Origin of the sequence: Neobacillus soli NBRC 102451 (genome assembly GCF_001591665.1) — a bacterium.
GTDB lineage: Bacteria > Bacillota > Bacilli > Bacillales > Cytobacillaceae > Neobacillus > Neobacillus soli.
This window is the reverse complement of sequence record NZ_BCVI01000042.1, coordinates 12,340-27,787: the sequence shown is the minus strand read 5'-3', so window position 1 is coordinate 27,787 and position 15,448 is coordinate 12,340. Positions and strand designations below refer to the sequence as shown.

14 protein-coding genes are annotated in these 15,448 nt (G+C 43.3%); all 14 read right to left on the bottom strand.

The features are described 5' to 3' along the window. Positions 1–63: 63 nt before the first annotated feature. The gene (locus BSO02S_RS15335) at positions 64–1,071 is read right to left on the bottom strand and encodes a DUF418 domain-containing protein (protein ID WP_066069019.1); all 1,008 of its coding nucleotides are present in this window, start codon (positions 1,069–1,071) and stop codon (positions 64–66) included. 163 nt (positions 1,072–1,234) lie between these two features. Beyond that, positions 1,235–2,011 (bottom strand): serine hydrolase, encoded by a 777-nt coding sequence (locus tag BSO02S_RS15330; RefSeq protein ID WP_066069016.1) that lies wholly within the window; start codon positions 2,009–2,011, stop codon positions 1,235–1,237. Between the two features lie 3 nt (positions 2,012–2,014). Next, entirely contained in the window at positions 2,015–3,025 is a 1,011-nt protein-coding gene (locus BSO02S_RS15325) for an ABC transporter ATP-binding protein (protein ID WP_066069014.1), read from the bottom strand. Positions 3,026–3,027: 2 nt separating this feature from the next. Further along, positions 3,028–3,942 carry a C40 family peptidase gene (locus tag BSO02S_RS15320; protein WP_066069012.1) on the bottom strand — a complete coding sequence of 305 codons (915 nt, stop codon included), beginning with the start codon at positions 3,940–3,942 and terminating at the stop codon, positions 3,028–3,030. Next, a complete protein-coding gene (locus BSO02S_RS15315) occupies positions 3,935–5,035 on the bottom strand; it encodes a mandelate racemase/muconate lactonizing enzyme family protein (RefSeq protein WP_066069009.1) in 1,101 nt (366 codons plus the stop codon). Before BSO02S_RS15315 ends, BSO02S_RS15320 begins: the two co-directional genes overlap by 8 nt. A 14-nt stretch (positions 5,036–5,049) precedes the next feature. Beyond that, a complete protein-coding gene (locus BSO02S_RS15310) occupies positions 5,050–5,973 on the bottom strand; it encodes a S66 peptidase family protein (RefSeq protein WP_066069006.1) in 924 nt (307 codons plus the stop codon). A 65-nt stretch (positions 5,974–6,038) separates the two neighbouring features. Continuing rightward, on the bottom strand, positions 6,039–7,670 hold the full coding sequence (locus tag BSO02S_RS15305) for a peptide ABC transporter substrate-binding protein (RefSeq protein ID WP_066069004.1): 1,632 nt from the start codon (positions 7,668–7,670) through the stop codon (positions 6,039–6,041). Positions 7,671–7,699: 29 nt separating this feature from the next. Beyond that, positions 7,700–8,698, bottom strand: a complete 999-nt coding sequence (locus BSO02S_RS15300) for an ABC transporter ATP-binding protein (protein ID WP_066069001.1) — start codon at positions 8,696–8,698, stop codon at positions 7,700–7,702. A 4-nt stretch (positions 8,699–8,702) separates the two neighbouring features. After that, on the bottom strand, positions 8,703–9,656 hold the full coding sequence (locus BSO02S_RS15295) for an ABC transporter permease (RefSeq protein WP_066068998.1): 954 nt from the start codon (positions 9,654–9,656) through the stop codon (positions 8,703–8,705). Next, positions 9,656–10,588 (bottom strand): ABC transporter permease, encoded by a 933-nt coding sequence (locus BSO02S_RS15290; protein WP_066068995.1) that lies wholly within the window; start codon positions 10,586–10,588, stop codon positions 9,656–9,658. The genes BSO02S_RS15295 and BSO02S_RS15290 overlap by 1 nt, the downstream gene beginning before the upstream one ends. Positions 10,589–10,600: 12 nt before the next feature. Further along, entirely contained in the window at positions 10,601–11,425 is an 825-nt protein-coding gene (gene dppA, locus BSO02S_RS15285) for a D-aminopeptidase DppA (RefSeq protein WP_066068992.1), read from the bottom strand. 319 nt (positions 11,426–11,744) lie between these two features. Then, positions 11,745–12,245, bottom strand: coding sequence for a hypothetical protein (locus BSO02S_RS15280; RefSeq protein ID WP_066068989.1), 501 nt, complete (start codon positions 12,243–12,245; stop codon positions 11,745–11,747). Between the two features lie 81 nt (positions 12,246–12,326). Further along, entirely contained in the window at positions 12,327–13,241 is a 915-nt protein-coding gene (locus tag BSO02S_RS15275) for a Gfo/Idh/MocA family protein (protein WP_066068986.1), read from the bottom strand. 74 nt (positions 13,242–13,315) lie between these two features. Next, a complete protein-coding gene (locus BSO02S_RS15270; protein ID WP_066068983.1) occupies positions 13,316–15,448 on the bottom strand; it encodes a CocE/NonD family hydrolase in 2,133 nt (710 codons plus the stop codon).

Below are 15,448 nucleotides of genomic sequence, written 5' to 3'. Positions count from 1 at the left end.
AGGAAACTGCCATGGGGGACTGTGTCCATTCATCATATTGACCAAGCGGAATTCCCGCCGCTTTCACCGTACCCGCGGCAATTCAAGATAGGTCAACGCTCTCCAAATCCATTCCAATGGGCCGAACCGGAAGAACCGCAGCCAAATCGTGCTGAAAATCAGCTGGATTACATAAATGACTACGCATATGTAAAGGGTTTGTAGATACGTCAGATGATTGTTTAAATGCAGCACCTTCCCAGCCAGTAAGATTAGCGCTGTTTGCGAAACATAGTTTGTCAGCGCCATCCGGCCATAGCTTTTTAAAGGCGAAAGTATTTTTTGAAAAAAGGGGATTTGCACCAGTAAAATCAACAGACCCGCATAAAAGGCCGAGACAATCGGACCGATTGTAATCCCAATCCTTAAAAACTGTTGCATTTCTAGGAAATTGACTGTCGTAGTAGCCTTACCAAACACAAATGGAGCATACTGATATTGATAGATTAAACCGGCCATACTCAATAAAAACATAATGCCCGTAAAGATAGCTATCTTTTTCAAGTGGCGTGGAGTCCCTTCAAAGACGCAATATTGCCCGGCTGAAATTCCTAATAACATCAGTGGAAAAACCATGAAGATTTTTGCCGCAAAAATACTAAAAACTAGCAGCATTACTGCGCCAAGCACAAGGTTGATCACTTTATGTACCTTGTAAAAAGGTAAAATCATCAGCCCACAAATAGCGTAAACCGTTAACGCTTCCCCTGGGTGAAACCTTACGTGGATCAGGCCAAAAAGGAATAGCACAGCGATTCGCCGTAAAAACAAGACATAACCATTTTTCCCTTTAGCATTGGCTCGTGTAATAAAAATATAAAACCCAACACCAAATAAAAAGGTAAAAATCGTATAAAAGCGGCCCTCTACAAATAAATATAAAAACCTCCAATAGGCCGCATCCACCGAGCCCGATGCAGGCGGATTAACAGACAACAAGGGAATAATATTAACCAGAATAATCCCCAGCAGCGCACCCCCCCGCAAATAATCAAGCACATCAATTCGTTTATTTAATTTAACCGAATTCATATTTAAACTCCCGCCTCGATAGTGTCCATCATAGGTGGACATTTGTACATCTATGGTGCCTGACACCATTCATTTGATTTCATTTTACCTTATTATTTTGGGTTTTTCTCTATGAAAAAGGATTGATCCGGAGTTTTTCCAAATCAATCCCATCAAAAATATTCTATGTTTCTTCTAGCAAATATTCGTAAAGGCGCCTGCCAATTCTACTAATCGTTTGTGTGCCGGCAGACACATCATTAAGTTTGTCCATTAATACCGCTATATAGGCAGTTTTCCCCCGGTACTTGATGACAGCACAATCATGCTCGACACCTGGGAGACCGCCTGTTTTATTAGCGACAAATATCTTATCAAGGTCCATCATCGCGGGAAGTTTATCAAGAAATTGCTGATTATTCATCATCTCTAAAGCGGCCTTCTTACTTTCCTTCGCTAGAAAAGAACCTTCATTTACAGCCTTGAGACATGTAATCATATCGATCGGACTTGTAAAATTATCCCAGCCGCGTTCTATGGCCTCAAAGTCCATCATTTTCCGGTTAAGCACGGTATTTGATAGTCCCAATTTCTCCATTGTTAAATTAATTGACTCCATCCCCAATAGATCAATCAGCATATTCGTAGCCGTATTATCCGAAACGGTAATCATCAAGGTCATTAGGTCTTTGATTGTCATCCTTGCATGACCAGAAAGTGCCTGTAAAACCCCTGACCCGCCCACTTTATTCGTAATGGCAGTCACTTCGTCCAGTTTTATTTTCCCCTGATCACTTTGCCGAAGTCCTTCAATTAAAATCGGAACCTTGATCACACTTGCCGATTGAAAGACTGCCTCACTTTGATACAAAAATTGCTCATTCCCTATCTCAATGGCCAACCCCAGTCTTCCATCACAACCAAGGAGCTCTTCCTTTAGTTTCGTTTCTAATTTCAACATTGGTTACCTCGAAACGGCAACCTGTGAAAAATCCTGGCCGCCGGTTTTCTTTTTGTCGTACAAATGGCAGGCAACAAAATGATTCCCATCCAACTCCTGCCAGGTAGGTTTTTCCAACGAGCAAACCTCCATGGCCATCGGGCACCTTGTTCTAAAAACACAGCCGCTTGGAGGATTGATTGGGCTTGGGAGTTCTCCTTTTAAGATAATCCGTTCCCGCTTATCCTCAATATCCGGATCAGGGATTGGGATCGCCGAGAGCAAGGCCTGGGTATAAGGGTGCATCGGCTTGTCATATAACTCACTTCTTGATGTTAACTCGACCAAGTGGCCCAGGTACATGACCCCGATTCGATCACTTATTTGTTTTACCATGGAAAGGTCATGGGCAATAAACAGATAGGTTAATCCTTTTTCCTTTTGGAGCCGCTGCAGCAGATTGACCACCTGGGCTTGGACGGAAACATCAAGGGCAGAAATCGGCTCATCGGCGATAATAAATTCCGGTTCTAAGGCTAGGGCACGTGCAATGCCAATCCGCTGTCGCTGCCCGCCGCTAAATTCATGGGGATAGCGGTTCGCATGATCCTTATTTAGACCGACATCTTCTAATAATTGATAGACCCGCTTTAACCGGTCCTTTTTATTAGGATACAAGCCATGCACTTCCATCGGTTCAGAAATGATTTCACTGACAGTTGACCTTGGATTTAACGAGGCATACGGATCCTGAAAGATCATTTGCATTTGCCGATGAAAAGCAAAACGTTCCTTCGTGTTAAGGGATTGAACATTCTTTCCGTTAAAAATTACCTCACCCTCTGTCGCTTCATAAAGCCCGATGATTGTCCTTCCTGCCGTAGACTTGCCACAACCGGATTCCCCAACAATCCCAAACGTCTCCCCTTTATGGATATGAAAAGAGACACCATCGACCGCTTTCAGGATTTCGCCTTTCCCTATATCAAAATGCTTCTTTAAATTGTTTACTTGCAATAGAACTTGTTTTTCCATTGTTATTCCTCCGTCTCGCCCCAGTAGCGTCTTGCTGCACAAAGTTCTTTTTCATAAATGGTTCCTGCCAATGAAATAATTTCAACCGTTTTGCCTGTATTCGGGGAATGAAGCAGTTTGCCATCACCGTAATAAATACCAACATGATGAATACTGCCTTTCCCTTCCTCATAGGCAAAAAACAACAAATCCCCTGGTTCTATTTCTGATACATCGACAATTTTGCCGGCCTTCGTCTGATCATCGGCATCTCGGGGAATCACGTAGCCATTTGCTTTACACATCGAATAGCTAAAACCTGAGCAGTCATAGCCATAGCTGCTCATTCCGCCCCAAAGGTATGGCAGGCCAAGAAATTGTTCCCCTGCAGAAACAATGTCCCTTCCTGTCCCTTTATACCGTGCCGCCAGCGATTCATAGACAACAATATGATCCCAGCTCAGTTCAGCTGTACCTTCTGGAGTTTTAACGACTACCTTATCGCCAGATTCACTAATTAGCGGTAACGTCGTTTGAAAGGATAGTTCCAAATTCTCTTCTTTTAGCAAAATTGCCTTTGGCCTCGTTACAACGGCGACCGGGCCCTCTTGCAAATTCCAATCCGGACCACACTTTACTAACTGCGCCATTGGAACCCAGCCAGGGTAGCCGCTGCTATTTTTCTTTGAAGGCTGGTCTGGAATCACGATATGGGCCCATGCCTCCTTCTCTTCTACCAGCAAAACCTCTTGACCATATAAGAGCTGCGTCTGCACAAGGTTTTGGTCGCATAAGCCTAACCGGGTTTCATAAGTTAATCCGTTTAACCATGCATCGAGGTTCACCGGGTTGGTTACCGCATCCCAATCCATTTCCCGAGCGGAATCAAAAGATGTCCAAACTGTTGCCACCGGGACATTTACTAGCCATTTATCCAACTGAAACTCCCCCTTCCATCTTTACCTGCTTAATCCCAAGTCCAGGTGCCTCTGAGAGTGTAATGAATCTGCTATTATATTGAATTCCCCCATCGACAATTTCTCTGGCCAGCATCAGCGGCGCATCGAAATCATAACGGGTGATATTTTGCTTACTTGCAGCGAAATGGGCTGCGGCCGTAATGCCAAGACGGGTTTCAATCATACTGCCCACCATGCACTCGACACCGCAGGTTTCTGCCAATTGATTAATAATCTGGGCCTGATAAATTCCGCCCGCCTTCATCAACTTGATATTAATTAAATCAGCACTTCTTGTTTTTAATACTTGAAAAGCCTGTTTAGGTGTAAATACACTTTCATCCGCCATGATGAGCGTATCGACATGATCAGTTACCTGTTTAAGCCCCTCGATATCATCCGCCTTCACAGGCTGTTCTACCAATTCAATCCCTAAGCCGCTATCCTCCATTTTGCGAATCGCGCGGATGGCATCCTTCGCTGTCCAGCCTTGGTTTGCATCTAAACGGATTTTAATTTCGGTGCCGACTCGGTTGCGCACCTCACGGATTCTTTCAAGGTCGGTGGCAATATCGTCTTTGCCGACCTTCACCTTCAGAACATTAAATCCCTTTTGAATATAAGAAACGGCGTCATCGCCCATCTCCTCCGGTCCATTCACACTGACCGTAAAATCCGTTTCTAATTCCTTTTTATGGCCGCCAAGGAATTGATAGAGCGGCAGCTTGCAGTACTGGGCAAGACAATCATAGAGCGCCATATCGACCGCTGCCTTTGCACTGGAGTTTCCTACTAGACTTGTTTTTAGTCCTTGAAAAATTAATTCATAGTTTAACAGACTTTTCTTCTCTAGAAATGGTTTGATGACATGATGGATGGCCGATTCAATACTTAAGAGGCTGTCACCTGTGATGACGACTGTCGGCGGTGCTTCTCCCCAGCCGACAATCCCGTTATCGCAGCTAACTTTTACAAAAATAGCCTCTGCTGTTGTGACGGTCCTTAGTGCCGTTTTAAATGGTTTAATAAGGGGAACGGCCACCCTAAATGTTTCAATTTGCTCAATAATCATCGTTAATCCATCCTTTACAAAATGCCGCTTTCGACAATTAGTCTTTTTTCAAAGGTATCCATAGCTGCCTTCACGCCAAAAGGGATTGATACATGTGGATTACAGTGCCCGATTTGGAAACCTTTTAAGGCAGGTTTGTTTGCCAACTGAAGATAATGGCGAATGACTTCTTCAAGCGTTAGAGATAAATCTCTTTTGGAGGTACAGTCACAAAAGTCTCCAACCAGGATTCCGTTCGCATCTTGAAGCTTGCCGGCCATATAAAGCTGATTCAGCATCCGGTCCACTGCCCGGGGTTCTTCATTCACATCTTCAATGAACAATAGTTTCCCTTTTGTGTCAATGTCAAATTTCGTGCCAAGTGTACTAACTAATAGTGACAGGTTTCCACCCACCAGTGCACCGCTAGCTGTTCCATCAATTAACACCTCTATTGGAGAAATTTCTTCGCCATAGGTTAATTCCTTGGGATCAAACAACTGTAAAAATCCGTCTTTTGATAATCGATGCGTTCCTTCCTTGCCAATATCAGACCCTAACATTGGACCATGGAAGGTGACAAGACCGGTTTGTTGCCGAATAGCAGTATGTAAAAAAGTAATATCACTATAACCCCAGAAAATCTTGGAGTTCTTTTTAATCATGTCATAATGAATATCAGAGGCAATTCTTCCTGTTCCATATCCCCCGCACGCGCAAATGATTGCTTTTACTTCTGAATCCGCAAACATGTCATGTAAATCTTCGAGCCTTTCTTGATCAGTCCCTGCTAAATAGCCGTAAACGTTGGTGATGCTTTTACCCCGTTTTACCTTTAATCCTAACTCCGTTAAAAAATGAATTCCCCGTTCTAAATTTTCAAGGTTCGGCGGGCTTGCCGGTGCAATGACTCCTACGGTATCCCCTTTTTTCAGACGATTTGGCTTTACAACATTCATTGATAATCCCCCAAAAGGTTTCTAGGACAAAAGGGATGTTCAATGCGAACACCCCTTTGCCAGTTTTACTTTTTATCAGCCCATTTAAGTTCTAAATAACCGACTGGGTGACGGACAACACCAGTTACATTTTTATTTTGCATATACACTTGGTTGTAGAAGTGAATTGGAATAATTGGTGCTGCATCAAATAAAGTTTTTTCAGCTTTATACATCATCTCATAACGTTTCTTTTCATCTTTTTCGTTTTTCGCATCCTTAATCAACTGGTCAAACTCTGCATTGCTCCAGCCAGTACGGTTCATTGGCGAACCAGTAATAAAGTTTTCTAAGAAGTTGATAGGATCTGCATAGTCAGCAAGGAATGAACTGCGTGACAGCTGGAACTTTAATGCCTTTTGGTCCGTAGCGAATACATTGCTTTCCATATTAGCTAATTTCACATCAACGCCTAAGTTTTCCTTAAACATTTGCTGAAGGGCTTCGGCAATTTTCTTATGTGTATCACTTGTGCTATACGTTAAGGTAACTTCAGGAAGCTTCGTATATTTCTCTTCTTCCATTCCTTTTTTCAATAAATCTTTTGCCTTCTCAACATCCGTTTTAATCAGGTCTCCACCTGTTTCGCGGAAGTCTTTACCCGATGGATCTTTAAACCCGTACGAAACAAAACCGTAGGCAGGCTTCTCTTGATTTTTTGTTACCAGTTCAACCATTTGCTTTTGGTCAACCGCCAACGCAAATGCTTTGCGGATATTCTCATTTTGGAATGGTGCTTTTGTTAAATTAAAACGATAGAAGTATTCACCTGCTTGGTCTTCTACCTTTACATCTCCTTCTTTAAACAGCTTATCAGCTAAATCTGAAGGCACATCTGAAAAGTCTAGCTCACCAGTTGTATACATCTGATATTCAGTATTTGGATCATCCACCATTGCCCAATGAACTTTATCCAATTTTACATTTTTAGCATCCCAATATTTATCATTCTTTTTCATCGTCATATCGCTATCATGGTTCCATTCAGCTAATGTAAAAGGTCCGTTACCCACGAATGAGCTTGCTTCAGCAAACCAGTTTGGGTTGTTTGTTGCCACCTTTTCATTGATTGGGAAGAAACATGGGTTCGAAATAACACTTAAGAAATAGGATTGCGGGCTTGTTAAGGTTACTTCAAACGTTTTGTCATCAACAGCCTTAACCTTCACATCATCGGCAGTTCCCTTTTCTGTGTTATAAGCTTCTCCACCTTCAATAAAGTAAGCCAAAAAGGCTGCTGGAGAACTTGTTTTCGGATCTAATAAACGTTTCCAAGCAAAGACGAAATCTTTTGCTGTTAAATCATCGCCATTGGACCATTTTGCATCCTTGCGGATATGGAAGGTATAGGTTTTGCCATCCGCAGAAACATCCCATTTTTCAGCTGTGGCAGCTTTGGGCTGATGGCTCTCATCCAAGCGCGTTAATCCTTCCATGATATTGTTCAAAGCATTCCAAGATACGGCATCAAAACCGATGGGCGGGTCAAACGATGTCGGCTCTTGACTATTGTTCATATTAAGAACCTTTTCCGTCTTTTCGGTTGTCTTGCCTTTTCCATCGTCTTTTGTTTCGCTTCCAGCGTCTTTATTTGCCGTGCAGGCAGCCAAGGCAAACAACATCATTACAGCGGCTAACATGGTAATAAACTTTTTCATTCACTTTCCCCCTAGTAGATTTTTTATAGTTAAACTAATGTTGGAACCAAATTCTTAGCCCGTTCGTCCTGCAGCCAGCAATCGACATGATGCTGCGTGCTCAGCTGTGTTTTTAACGGGTAAACTCTTTCACAAACTTCCATCGCATGAGGACAACGTGCCGCAAACGCACAGCCAACTGGCGGTGAAAATAAATCTGGGGGTGTTCCGGGTATCGGAATTAGCTCACCCTTTTCCATATCCAATCGTGGGACAGATTGGAGCAGTCCCTTTGTATAGGGATGCTGCGGATGATAAAAGATTTCCCGCCTTGTCCCTATTTCTACGATTCGGCCGGCATACATGACGGCAATCCGGTCGGCTACCTGTGCAACGACGCCCAAATCGTGGGTAATTAGAATAATTGAAACCCCTGTTTTCTTTTGAATATCGCGAAACAGCTCTAAAATCTGCGCTTGAATCGTCACATCAAGAGCTGTTGTCGGTTCGTCAGCTATTAATACATCTGGTCGGCATACTAATGCCATTGCAATGACAATCCGCTGCCGCATTCCACCGCTAAACTGGTGGGGATATTGCTTTAGCCTTATTTCCGGATTAGGAATACCAACAAGTGTCAGCATCTCGAGGGCCACCCTTTTTGCCTGATTCCTTGTTAACTTCTCATGCTGGATAATCCCTTCCATAATTTGCTCCCCGACGGTAATCGTGGGATTTAATGCGGTCATTGGGTCCTGAAAGATCATTGAAATATTGGCGCCGCGAATTTTTCGCAGTTCTGGTTCTTTTAACTGGATTAAATCGATATCTTTAAAAAGAATTTCTCCGCTGCGAATCTTACCTGGCGGCTCGGGAATTAATTTCATAATACTCTGCGAGGTTACACTTTTCCCACAGCCGGATTCACCGACAATCGCTAGCGTTTCCCCCTTGTATAAATCAAAGCTTACACCGCGAACGGCCTTTACTTCACCGCCATACGTTGAAAAGGAAACGTGAAGGTCTTTAACCTGAAGTACTTTTTCCATGCTGCTACCTCCTCAGTTTCGGATCTAAGGCGTCCTGCAGCCCATCACCTAGAACATTAAATGCAAACATTGTTAATGAAATAAACAAGGTTGGGAAGAACAACCGCCACCAGTAGCCTGATAGAATCGTAGACAGGCCATCATTGGCCATCACACCCCAGCTGGCATGAGGGGCTTGAATTCCAAGTCCAATGAAGCTTAAAAAGGCTTCTGCGAATATAGCTGATGGGATCGTCAGTGTCATTTGGACAATGATTGGACCCATCGTGTTTGGCAGCAGATTTTTCCGGATAATCCGGGCTGTCTTTGTGCCAAACGTTTTGGAAGCAAGCACAAATTCATAATTTTTGATTTGCAAGACTTGACCGCGGACAATCCGTGCCATCCCGACCCAGCCTGTAATCGAAAGTGCTAAAATAATCGTCGTTAATCCCGGTCCAATCACGACCATGACTAAAATGACGACCAGTAAATAAGGGAGGCCATATAATATTTCCACAAACCTCATCATCAGGTTATCGGTTCTTCCACCCTTGTAACCGGAAAACCCTCCATAAACAACGCCAATCAGAAAATCAATCAGGGCCGCCATCAATCCGACAAACAGTGAGATTCTGGCACCGTAACAGGTTCGGGTAAACACATCTCTCCCCAAATCATCCGTCCCGAACCAATATTCACTAGAGGGCGGTAAATTTTGCATGGTTAGTTTTTGTGTTTCTACCGAATGTGGAGAAATCAGCGGGCCGAAAATGGCCAAGATTGCTAGAAAAACTAAGAATACCATTCCCGCTATCGCCAATTTATTTTTTAAAAGCCTATGCCACGAATCCTTCCAATAGGATAAGCTAGGTCTTACCACCGCCTCCGCCGCTTGGTTGTTTCGGGCTTTTGGGACAAACCATTCATCTGGAATCTCGGGCGAAATATTTCGTTCTTCATATTTAAGCAGTTCCATTATTTCGCCTCCTTTTTATGCAGTTTTATCCTTGGGTCTAAAACTCCATAGGCAAGGTCGACTAAAAACAGCATCAGAATCAAAATGCCGCTATAAAAAACAGTTGTACCCATAATGACCGGGTAATCACGGGTATTGATGCTATCAACAAAATACTTTCCCATTCCTGGAATGGCAAATATTTTCTCGATCACAAAGGTCCCTGTTAAAATACTGGCGGCTAAGGAACCGAGTACAGTTACAACCGGTAATAATGCATTTCTTAATGCATGCTTGAAAACAATTTTTACCGGTGATAATCCTTTTGCCTTTGCCGTCCTTATGTAATCCTGTGTTAAAACTTCGAGCATGCTTGTCCTTGTTAACCGTGCGATAATAGCCATCGGGCCAGTCGCCAAGGCCAGGATTGGCAAGACCATATGCGAAGGGCTTGACCAGGTGGCGACGGGAAAAATCGGGAAATTTACAGCCAGCTGTTCAATTAGGAACGTGGCCATGACAAAGTTTGGAATCGATATTCCAAGTACAGCGATACTCATTGCCAGATAATCGATGATTCCGTTATGGCGAAGTGCAGCGATCACGCCAAGCGTAATCCCTGATAGGATGGCAAGGATAAGTGTATAAAATCCGAGTTCAAAGGAAACCGGAAACCCTCTGCCAAGCAAATCATTTACTGTTTGTGAGGATTTTTTTATCGATGGTCCAAAGTCCATCTTGACCAATGCCTTTAAATAATTTCCATACTGTACTAAAAGAGGTTCATCCAAGTGATAATAGGACTCCAGGTTTTTTTGGATCGCCGCATTGGTTGTCCTTTCTTCATTGAAAGGCGAGCCAGGTACCGAGTGCATTAAGAAAAATGTCCCGGTAACGATGAGCCATAACGTGATGATCATGGCGATAAAACGTTTCAATAAATATGTACTCATGCTTGTCACTTCCTAACAGAATGTTGTTCTCATCGCTAACTCGGTCATTACAAGCATTGCTTGATAGGCTTCAAGGATATTTTTCGATTGAAAACGAACAATCGTTGTTCCCGGAACCATTTCCGTTCCCGGCATTAAATTTGCCCACTCTGCTTCTCCATAATTAGTAAATTCAATACTTAGCAGCGGTCTGTCAGGCGGGGTAAGCGGTTTCACCACCGCATTATTTTTAATAGCAAAAGCGGTTCTCTCACGAATAAGCTGCCCGGCCTTAGCTGGCGTTAACGATTTAGCCGCTGACCTTGAGATCGACTCCTTGACGATGGCTGTCGTAATATTCGGAATGAGTTGCTCTGCCTCGAAAGCAGCACTGTCATCACCGGCAACCATTAAGATGGGAACATCATAGAAGCCCGCAACATAGGCATTAAACCCTAATTCTCCAACAGCAACATCATTGATAAACATGTTTCGGACGCCAAATATCATCGAATGGGACATCACCCCTTTTAAGGCAGCCCGGGCATGATAACCAATGAAAATGGCCCCATCAAACGAATCATCCAAACCTTGCACCATGGAAAAAGGCTTCACATCACCCGTAATCAGCTGTGTTTCTGGATGGAGCCGTTCAATTAATAGATTATTCATCTTCGAGTGACTATCATTGACAACGACCTCCGACGCCCCTTCATCAAAGGCTGCAGTGATCACGTGGTTCGCTTCATCCGTCATAATGATACGGCTTCGTTCATAATTATGCTTATCAGAATCAACATGGGTATGGTCAACAAGACCCGTTATCCCTTCCATATCAACGGAAACATATAATTTCATTGTTTTCTCCTTTCCACTACTAAACTATGATTTTCTTACATTATAAAATAAATAACTATATTATTCAAATTGTTCTCAATATTTGAATTTGATATTCTATTATTATTCCTCGACAATATTCATTAAAAACGTTTATCTTACAACCTTTTGGGCCATATGTCCGAAAAATACAGACAAAAAAAACGCTTTGAGTTTAAGGCTCAAAGCGTCTTGGGTGCTATTCTACTATAAGAGTGTTTAACTGTCCGCTCACCATGGACAGGTGTCCACGAATGGTGCCTGACACCATTAATGACACCATTAATGTGACACCTTCCAACTAGATAAAAACAAACATATGCAAAAGAAATGCACCCAGAAATGTAAATGCTGTTAGGAGATGGAACTTTCGGCGAAAGCCTGATGCCTTTTTATGCCGTAGATATCCCGCAATCAAGGTTAAGAAAAGCAAGGTAATCGATAAGTAGCCGCTCAGCAATTTCAGGTGATTAAATCCAACCAGCGGACCAAGTTTATAGAAATTGATTGCTGCATGTCCCACAATGATTGTTGTCGCTAAGAGGGCAATTTTTATATGCCATTTCATTAAATGCCGTGAAAACTTTGCGAGGCGAATCTTGACCTTCCGCACTGACGTTTTTCTTATAACTAGAAAGATGAAATACATATTGATATTAATAAGAAAAAGAATAACCCCCATTTGCGCCAGTAGCTGAGCCGTTATTAGCAAGGAACTATCATGAGGACGGAAAAACCAAATATATACTATTGAAAAGACAATAACAGCAATGTTTCCAAACGTCCAAAGCCGATGGTACACGGCGATTCCCCCTTCTGATTTCGCCCTTCCAATGGGCAACTGCTACCATAAAATGCTGACTACCTATTTTAATCGAATGAGTTATTCCTCTCCTTCTAATTCCTTGATAATCTTTTCGCAAATTTCATGGGTTTCCAGTGCATCTATTGCAGAGACTCCCGGCTTCGTGCCCATTCGAACAGCATTAACGAAATCACTGACCATTTGCTCAAAACCACGCTTGACTAGGGTCGGTTCCCAGTCACTACCCCGGACTTCAATATTCTCCATATCCTTAGAAATCACCAGCTTCGACACATTATAAACGGTTCGCTTCTCTAACGGCCCCATGACTTCGGCAATTTCCTCGTTCGTCCCATTATCCCTGTTCATCATCCCTATCGCCGTTGCACCGTTGCCTGATATGAATTGAACTACTACGTGGTAAAGGGTGTCATCCACCATTCTTCCATTCACAATCAGCTTCTCAATCGGCTGCGAGAATAAATATCTCATTGTATCAACTACATGAATGAAATCATCAAAAATAAATGTCCTTGGCTCACCCGGAAGATCTTTACGGTTTTTCTGGACAATGACCATATTTGGCTCAGCAACTTCCTTCAGTTTCTTGTAAGCCGGCGCATATCTTCGGTTAAAACCAGCCATTAGAATCAGACCTTTCTGCTCGGCCAATTCCACAAGCCTTTTTGCCCCATCGTAATGATCGGTAATCGGCTTATCAACAAAAACATGAATGTTACGATTGAGTAGCTTCTCGACAATTTCCTCATGAGAGGATGTCGAGGAATGAACGAATGCCCCCGTAATTCCACTGTTTAGCAATGACTCAAGGTCAGCATGGAGATTTTCAAAGCGATGCTGCCCGCCTATTGACCTTAGCTTCTCTTGATTTCTTGTGTAAAAATGAAATTCACTATCTTTCATGCCGCTGTAGACCGGCAGATAAGCCTTTTGCGCAATATCCCCAAGCCCAATTACTCCAATTTTAAGCACTGAAAATCCCTCCATATTCCTTCACAATGTCCCTTTTATCTAGTTGTAAGTCCCCCACTGATAGAAGTTTCACCTTAAGAAAGCTTACCATATAAAACAGGTAATTTTACATGGCTGGGGTGCTTTTGGTCATGATAAATGCTCTGGGTAACAGTGATTGCTTCTGTTTCTTCATAAGGGTCCCCGCCGCTATTTGAATTAGGAAAGGCAATAAATTTGCTTGACGACGTAATCGAAAATCGCACCCGCTGACCTTTCCTGAAGGTATGAGCAATATTTTGCATAAACATGGAATATTGTTCAACTTTTCCCGGCGTAAGCAGTTCCGGTGCATCATAGCCCTTTCGATATTTCGCTCGTACGATGTAATTGGACAGAAGAATTGAATTCCCTTTTTCATCCACATCACTTAACGTGACAACCCAATCGGTATCTACGCCCGTACTCGCTGCATATATTTCTGCAGAAAGCTCTCCCGCAATGGCCAAATCTTCTTGGAGGACCTCACTCGTAAACACAAGAATATCGTTTCTCAGTTCATGTTTCCGAAGATTCTCAGGGTCTCTTTCTCCACTGTAATGGAAAGGATCCTCCGGATTATAGATGAAGGTATCATATGGTGACTCTTCAAGCTGTTCTGAAAGTAAAACTCCATCCCCATTACTCGAATTTGCCTTTCCACTACTGGCCAGATAAAAGTTCGTAACCTTCGCCTCATCAGGAGTCCAATCATGTGAGGTTTTCCATTCATTTTCACCCACAAGGTAATAGGCGGCGCGCGGCTCTTCGTCAATTCCATTTGGTATATCTTTAAGGAAGCGGTCAAACCATTTTAAAACCTTAATATCATAATCATACACGACCGCATCATTGCTAAAACTTACCCCTTGGTAATCCCTAGCCCGGTTTGGATTATGCTCCCACGGTCCTAACCAGATTTTACGGTTCGGCACATCGTGTTTGGTTAACATCCGCCATGTTTCCGATACACCTGGGCTATCGCCATCATACCAGCCTGAAATCACAAACATCGGAACATGGACTTGGTCTCCACGTTCTGAAAAAGTACAATTTTTCCAAAAGTCATTATACTCCGGATGTTCACTCCATAGCGTCCATGGTCCTGACGGCTTGCCAATCATTTGCTGCGGTATATCCTTGATTGGCCTGGCATCAACAGCCTCTTCCACACTTACCGTCTGGCCTGCAAAAATATCAAAGTCCGTTCTCGTCCCTACTGATTGAGCAAGTGTCCAGCTTAGCAATGGCCAGGAGCAAACTGTTCCCCCTCTTCTCACAGTATCAACAAAAGGGGAACCCACATTGACTTCATTAACGACGGCTTTCAGATTCGGATGACCGCTAGTGGCAGCAGCAACAACGACATACCCTAAATACGATGCCCCCCACATGCCGACATTTCCATCTGCCCATTCTTGAGCAATAATCCAATCTATCGTATCATACCCATCGTCTCTTTCATGATAAAAAGGAACTAACTCGCCTTCTGAATCGGCCCGCCCCCTTACATCCTGGGACACCACTGCATAGCCTTTATTGGCCCATCTCATCAGCGACTCCTTTTTCCCATTCCGATCATAGCAGGTTCGAATTAAGATTGTCGGAACCTTCATCCCCTTCGCCATCCCCTCAGGGAGGTATACATCGGTAGCTAATTTGACCCCATCTCGCATCGGAACTAAAAAGGTTCCTAAATCATTAATCCCATATTCGGATTTTGAAAGGAGCGGATCATCATATTGGGCAAGCGGCGTCAGCGTCACATATCCCTCTTGGGCGATGACCTCCATTCCATTACGATTCGGGCAAACAAAAGCGACAACCCGGCCATCAACGGTTACCACATCCACAGCCGTCTCCTTCCGATAGGCCCAAACCTGTGAGCGAATATGCTGACCATCAATCTCCGCCTGATAGTTCAGATGCTTCTGATAACAATCTCCATTGCTAAGACGAACTTCATCGCCGCTCCATTCTGTATTGGCGTAAACGGAAAGATTGGCATAGATTTTTTGAAAAGGGAGATTCGCTTTTAAATCGGCTGAAAGGACATTTTCCTGCATTTGCGTCCGCCTGCGCCGATCCACTTTGTGGTGCATGATCTGCTGATCTGTAAATTGAATCTTCCCCTCATACACTCCGGCACAATAATAATGAAAAACCGTTTGATTCAAATATGTACTCAT

What these genes read in the sequence shown, in the direction of transcription:
- BSO02S_RS15335 (WP_066069019.1), bottom strand. Translation starts at nt 1,071, where the DNA reads ATGAATTCGGTTAAATTAAATAAACGAATTGATGTGCTTGATTATTTG.
- BSO02S_RS15330 (WP_066069016.1), bottom strand. Translation starts at nt 2,011, where the DNA reads ATGTTGAAATTAGAAACGAAACTAAAGGAAGAGCTCCTTGGTTGTGAT.
- BSO02S_RS15325 (WP_066069014.1), bottom strand. Translation starts at nt 3,025, where the DNA reads ATGGAAAAACAAGTTCTATTGCAAGTAAACAATTTAAAGAAGCATTTT.
- BSO02S_RS15315 (WP_066069009.1), bottom strand. Translation starts at nt 5,035, where the DNA reads ATGATTATTGAGCAAATTGAAACATTTAGGGTGGCCGTTCCCCTTATT.
- BSO02S_RS15310 (WP_066069006.1), bottom strand. Translation starts at nt 5,973, where the DNA reads ATGAATGTTGTAAAGCCAAATCGTCTGAAAAAAGGGGATACCGTAGGA.
- BSO02S_RS15305 (WP_066069004.1), bottom strand. Translation starts at nt 7,670, where the DNA reads ATGAAAAAGTTTATTACCATGTTAGCCGCTGTAATGATGTTGTTTGCC.
- BSO02S_RS15300 (WP_066069001.1), bottom strand. Translation starts at nt 8,698, where the DNA reads ATGGAAAAAGTACTTCAGGTTAAAGACCTTCACGTTTCCTTTTCAACG.
- BSO02S_RS15295 (WP_066068998.1), bottom strand. Translation starts at nt 9,656, where the DNA reads ATGGAACTGCTTAAATATGAAGAACGAAATATTTCGCCCGAGATTCCA.
- BSO02S_RS15290 (WP_066068995.1), bottom strand. Translation starts at nt 10,588, where the DNA reads ATGAGTACATATTTATTGAAACGTTTTATCGCCATGATCATCACGTTA.
- dppA (WP_066068992.1), bottom strand. Translation starts at nt 11,425, where the DNA reads ATGAAATTATATGTTTCCGTTGATATGGAAGGGATAACGGGTCTTGTT.
- BSO02S_RS15270 (WP_066068983.1), bottom strand. Translation starts at nt 15,448, where the DNA reads ATGAGTACATATTTGAATCAAACGGTTTTTCATTATTATTGTGCCGGA.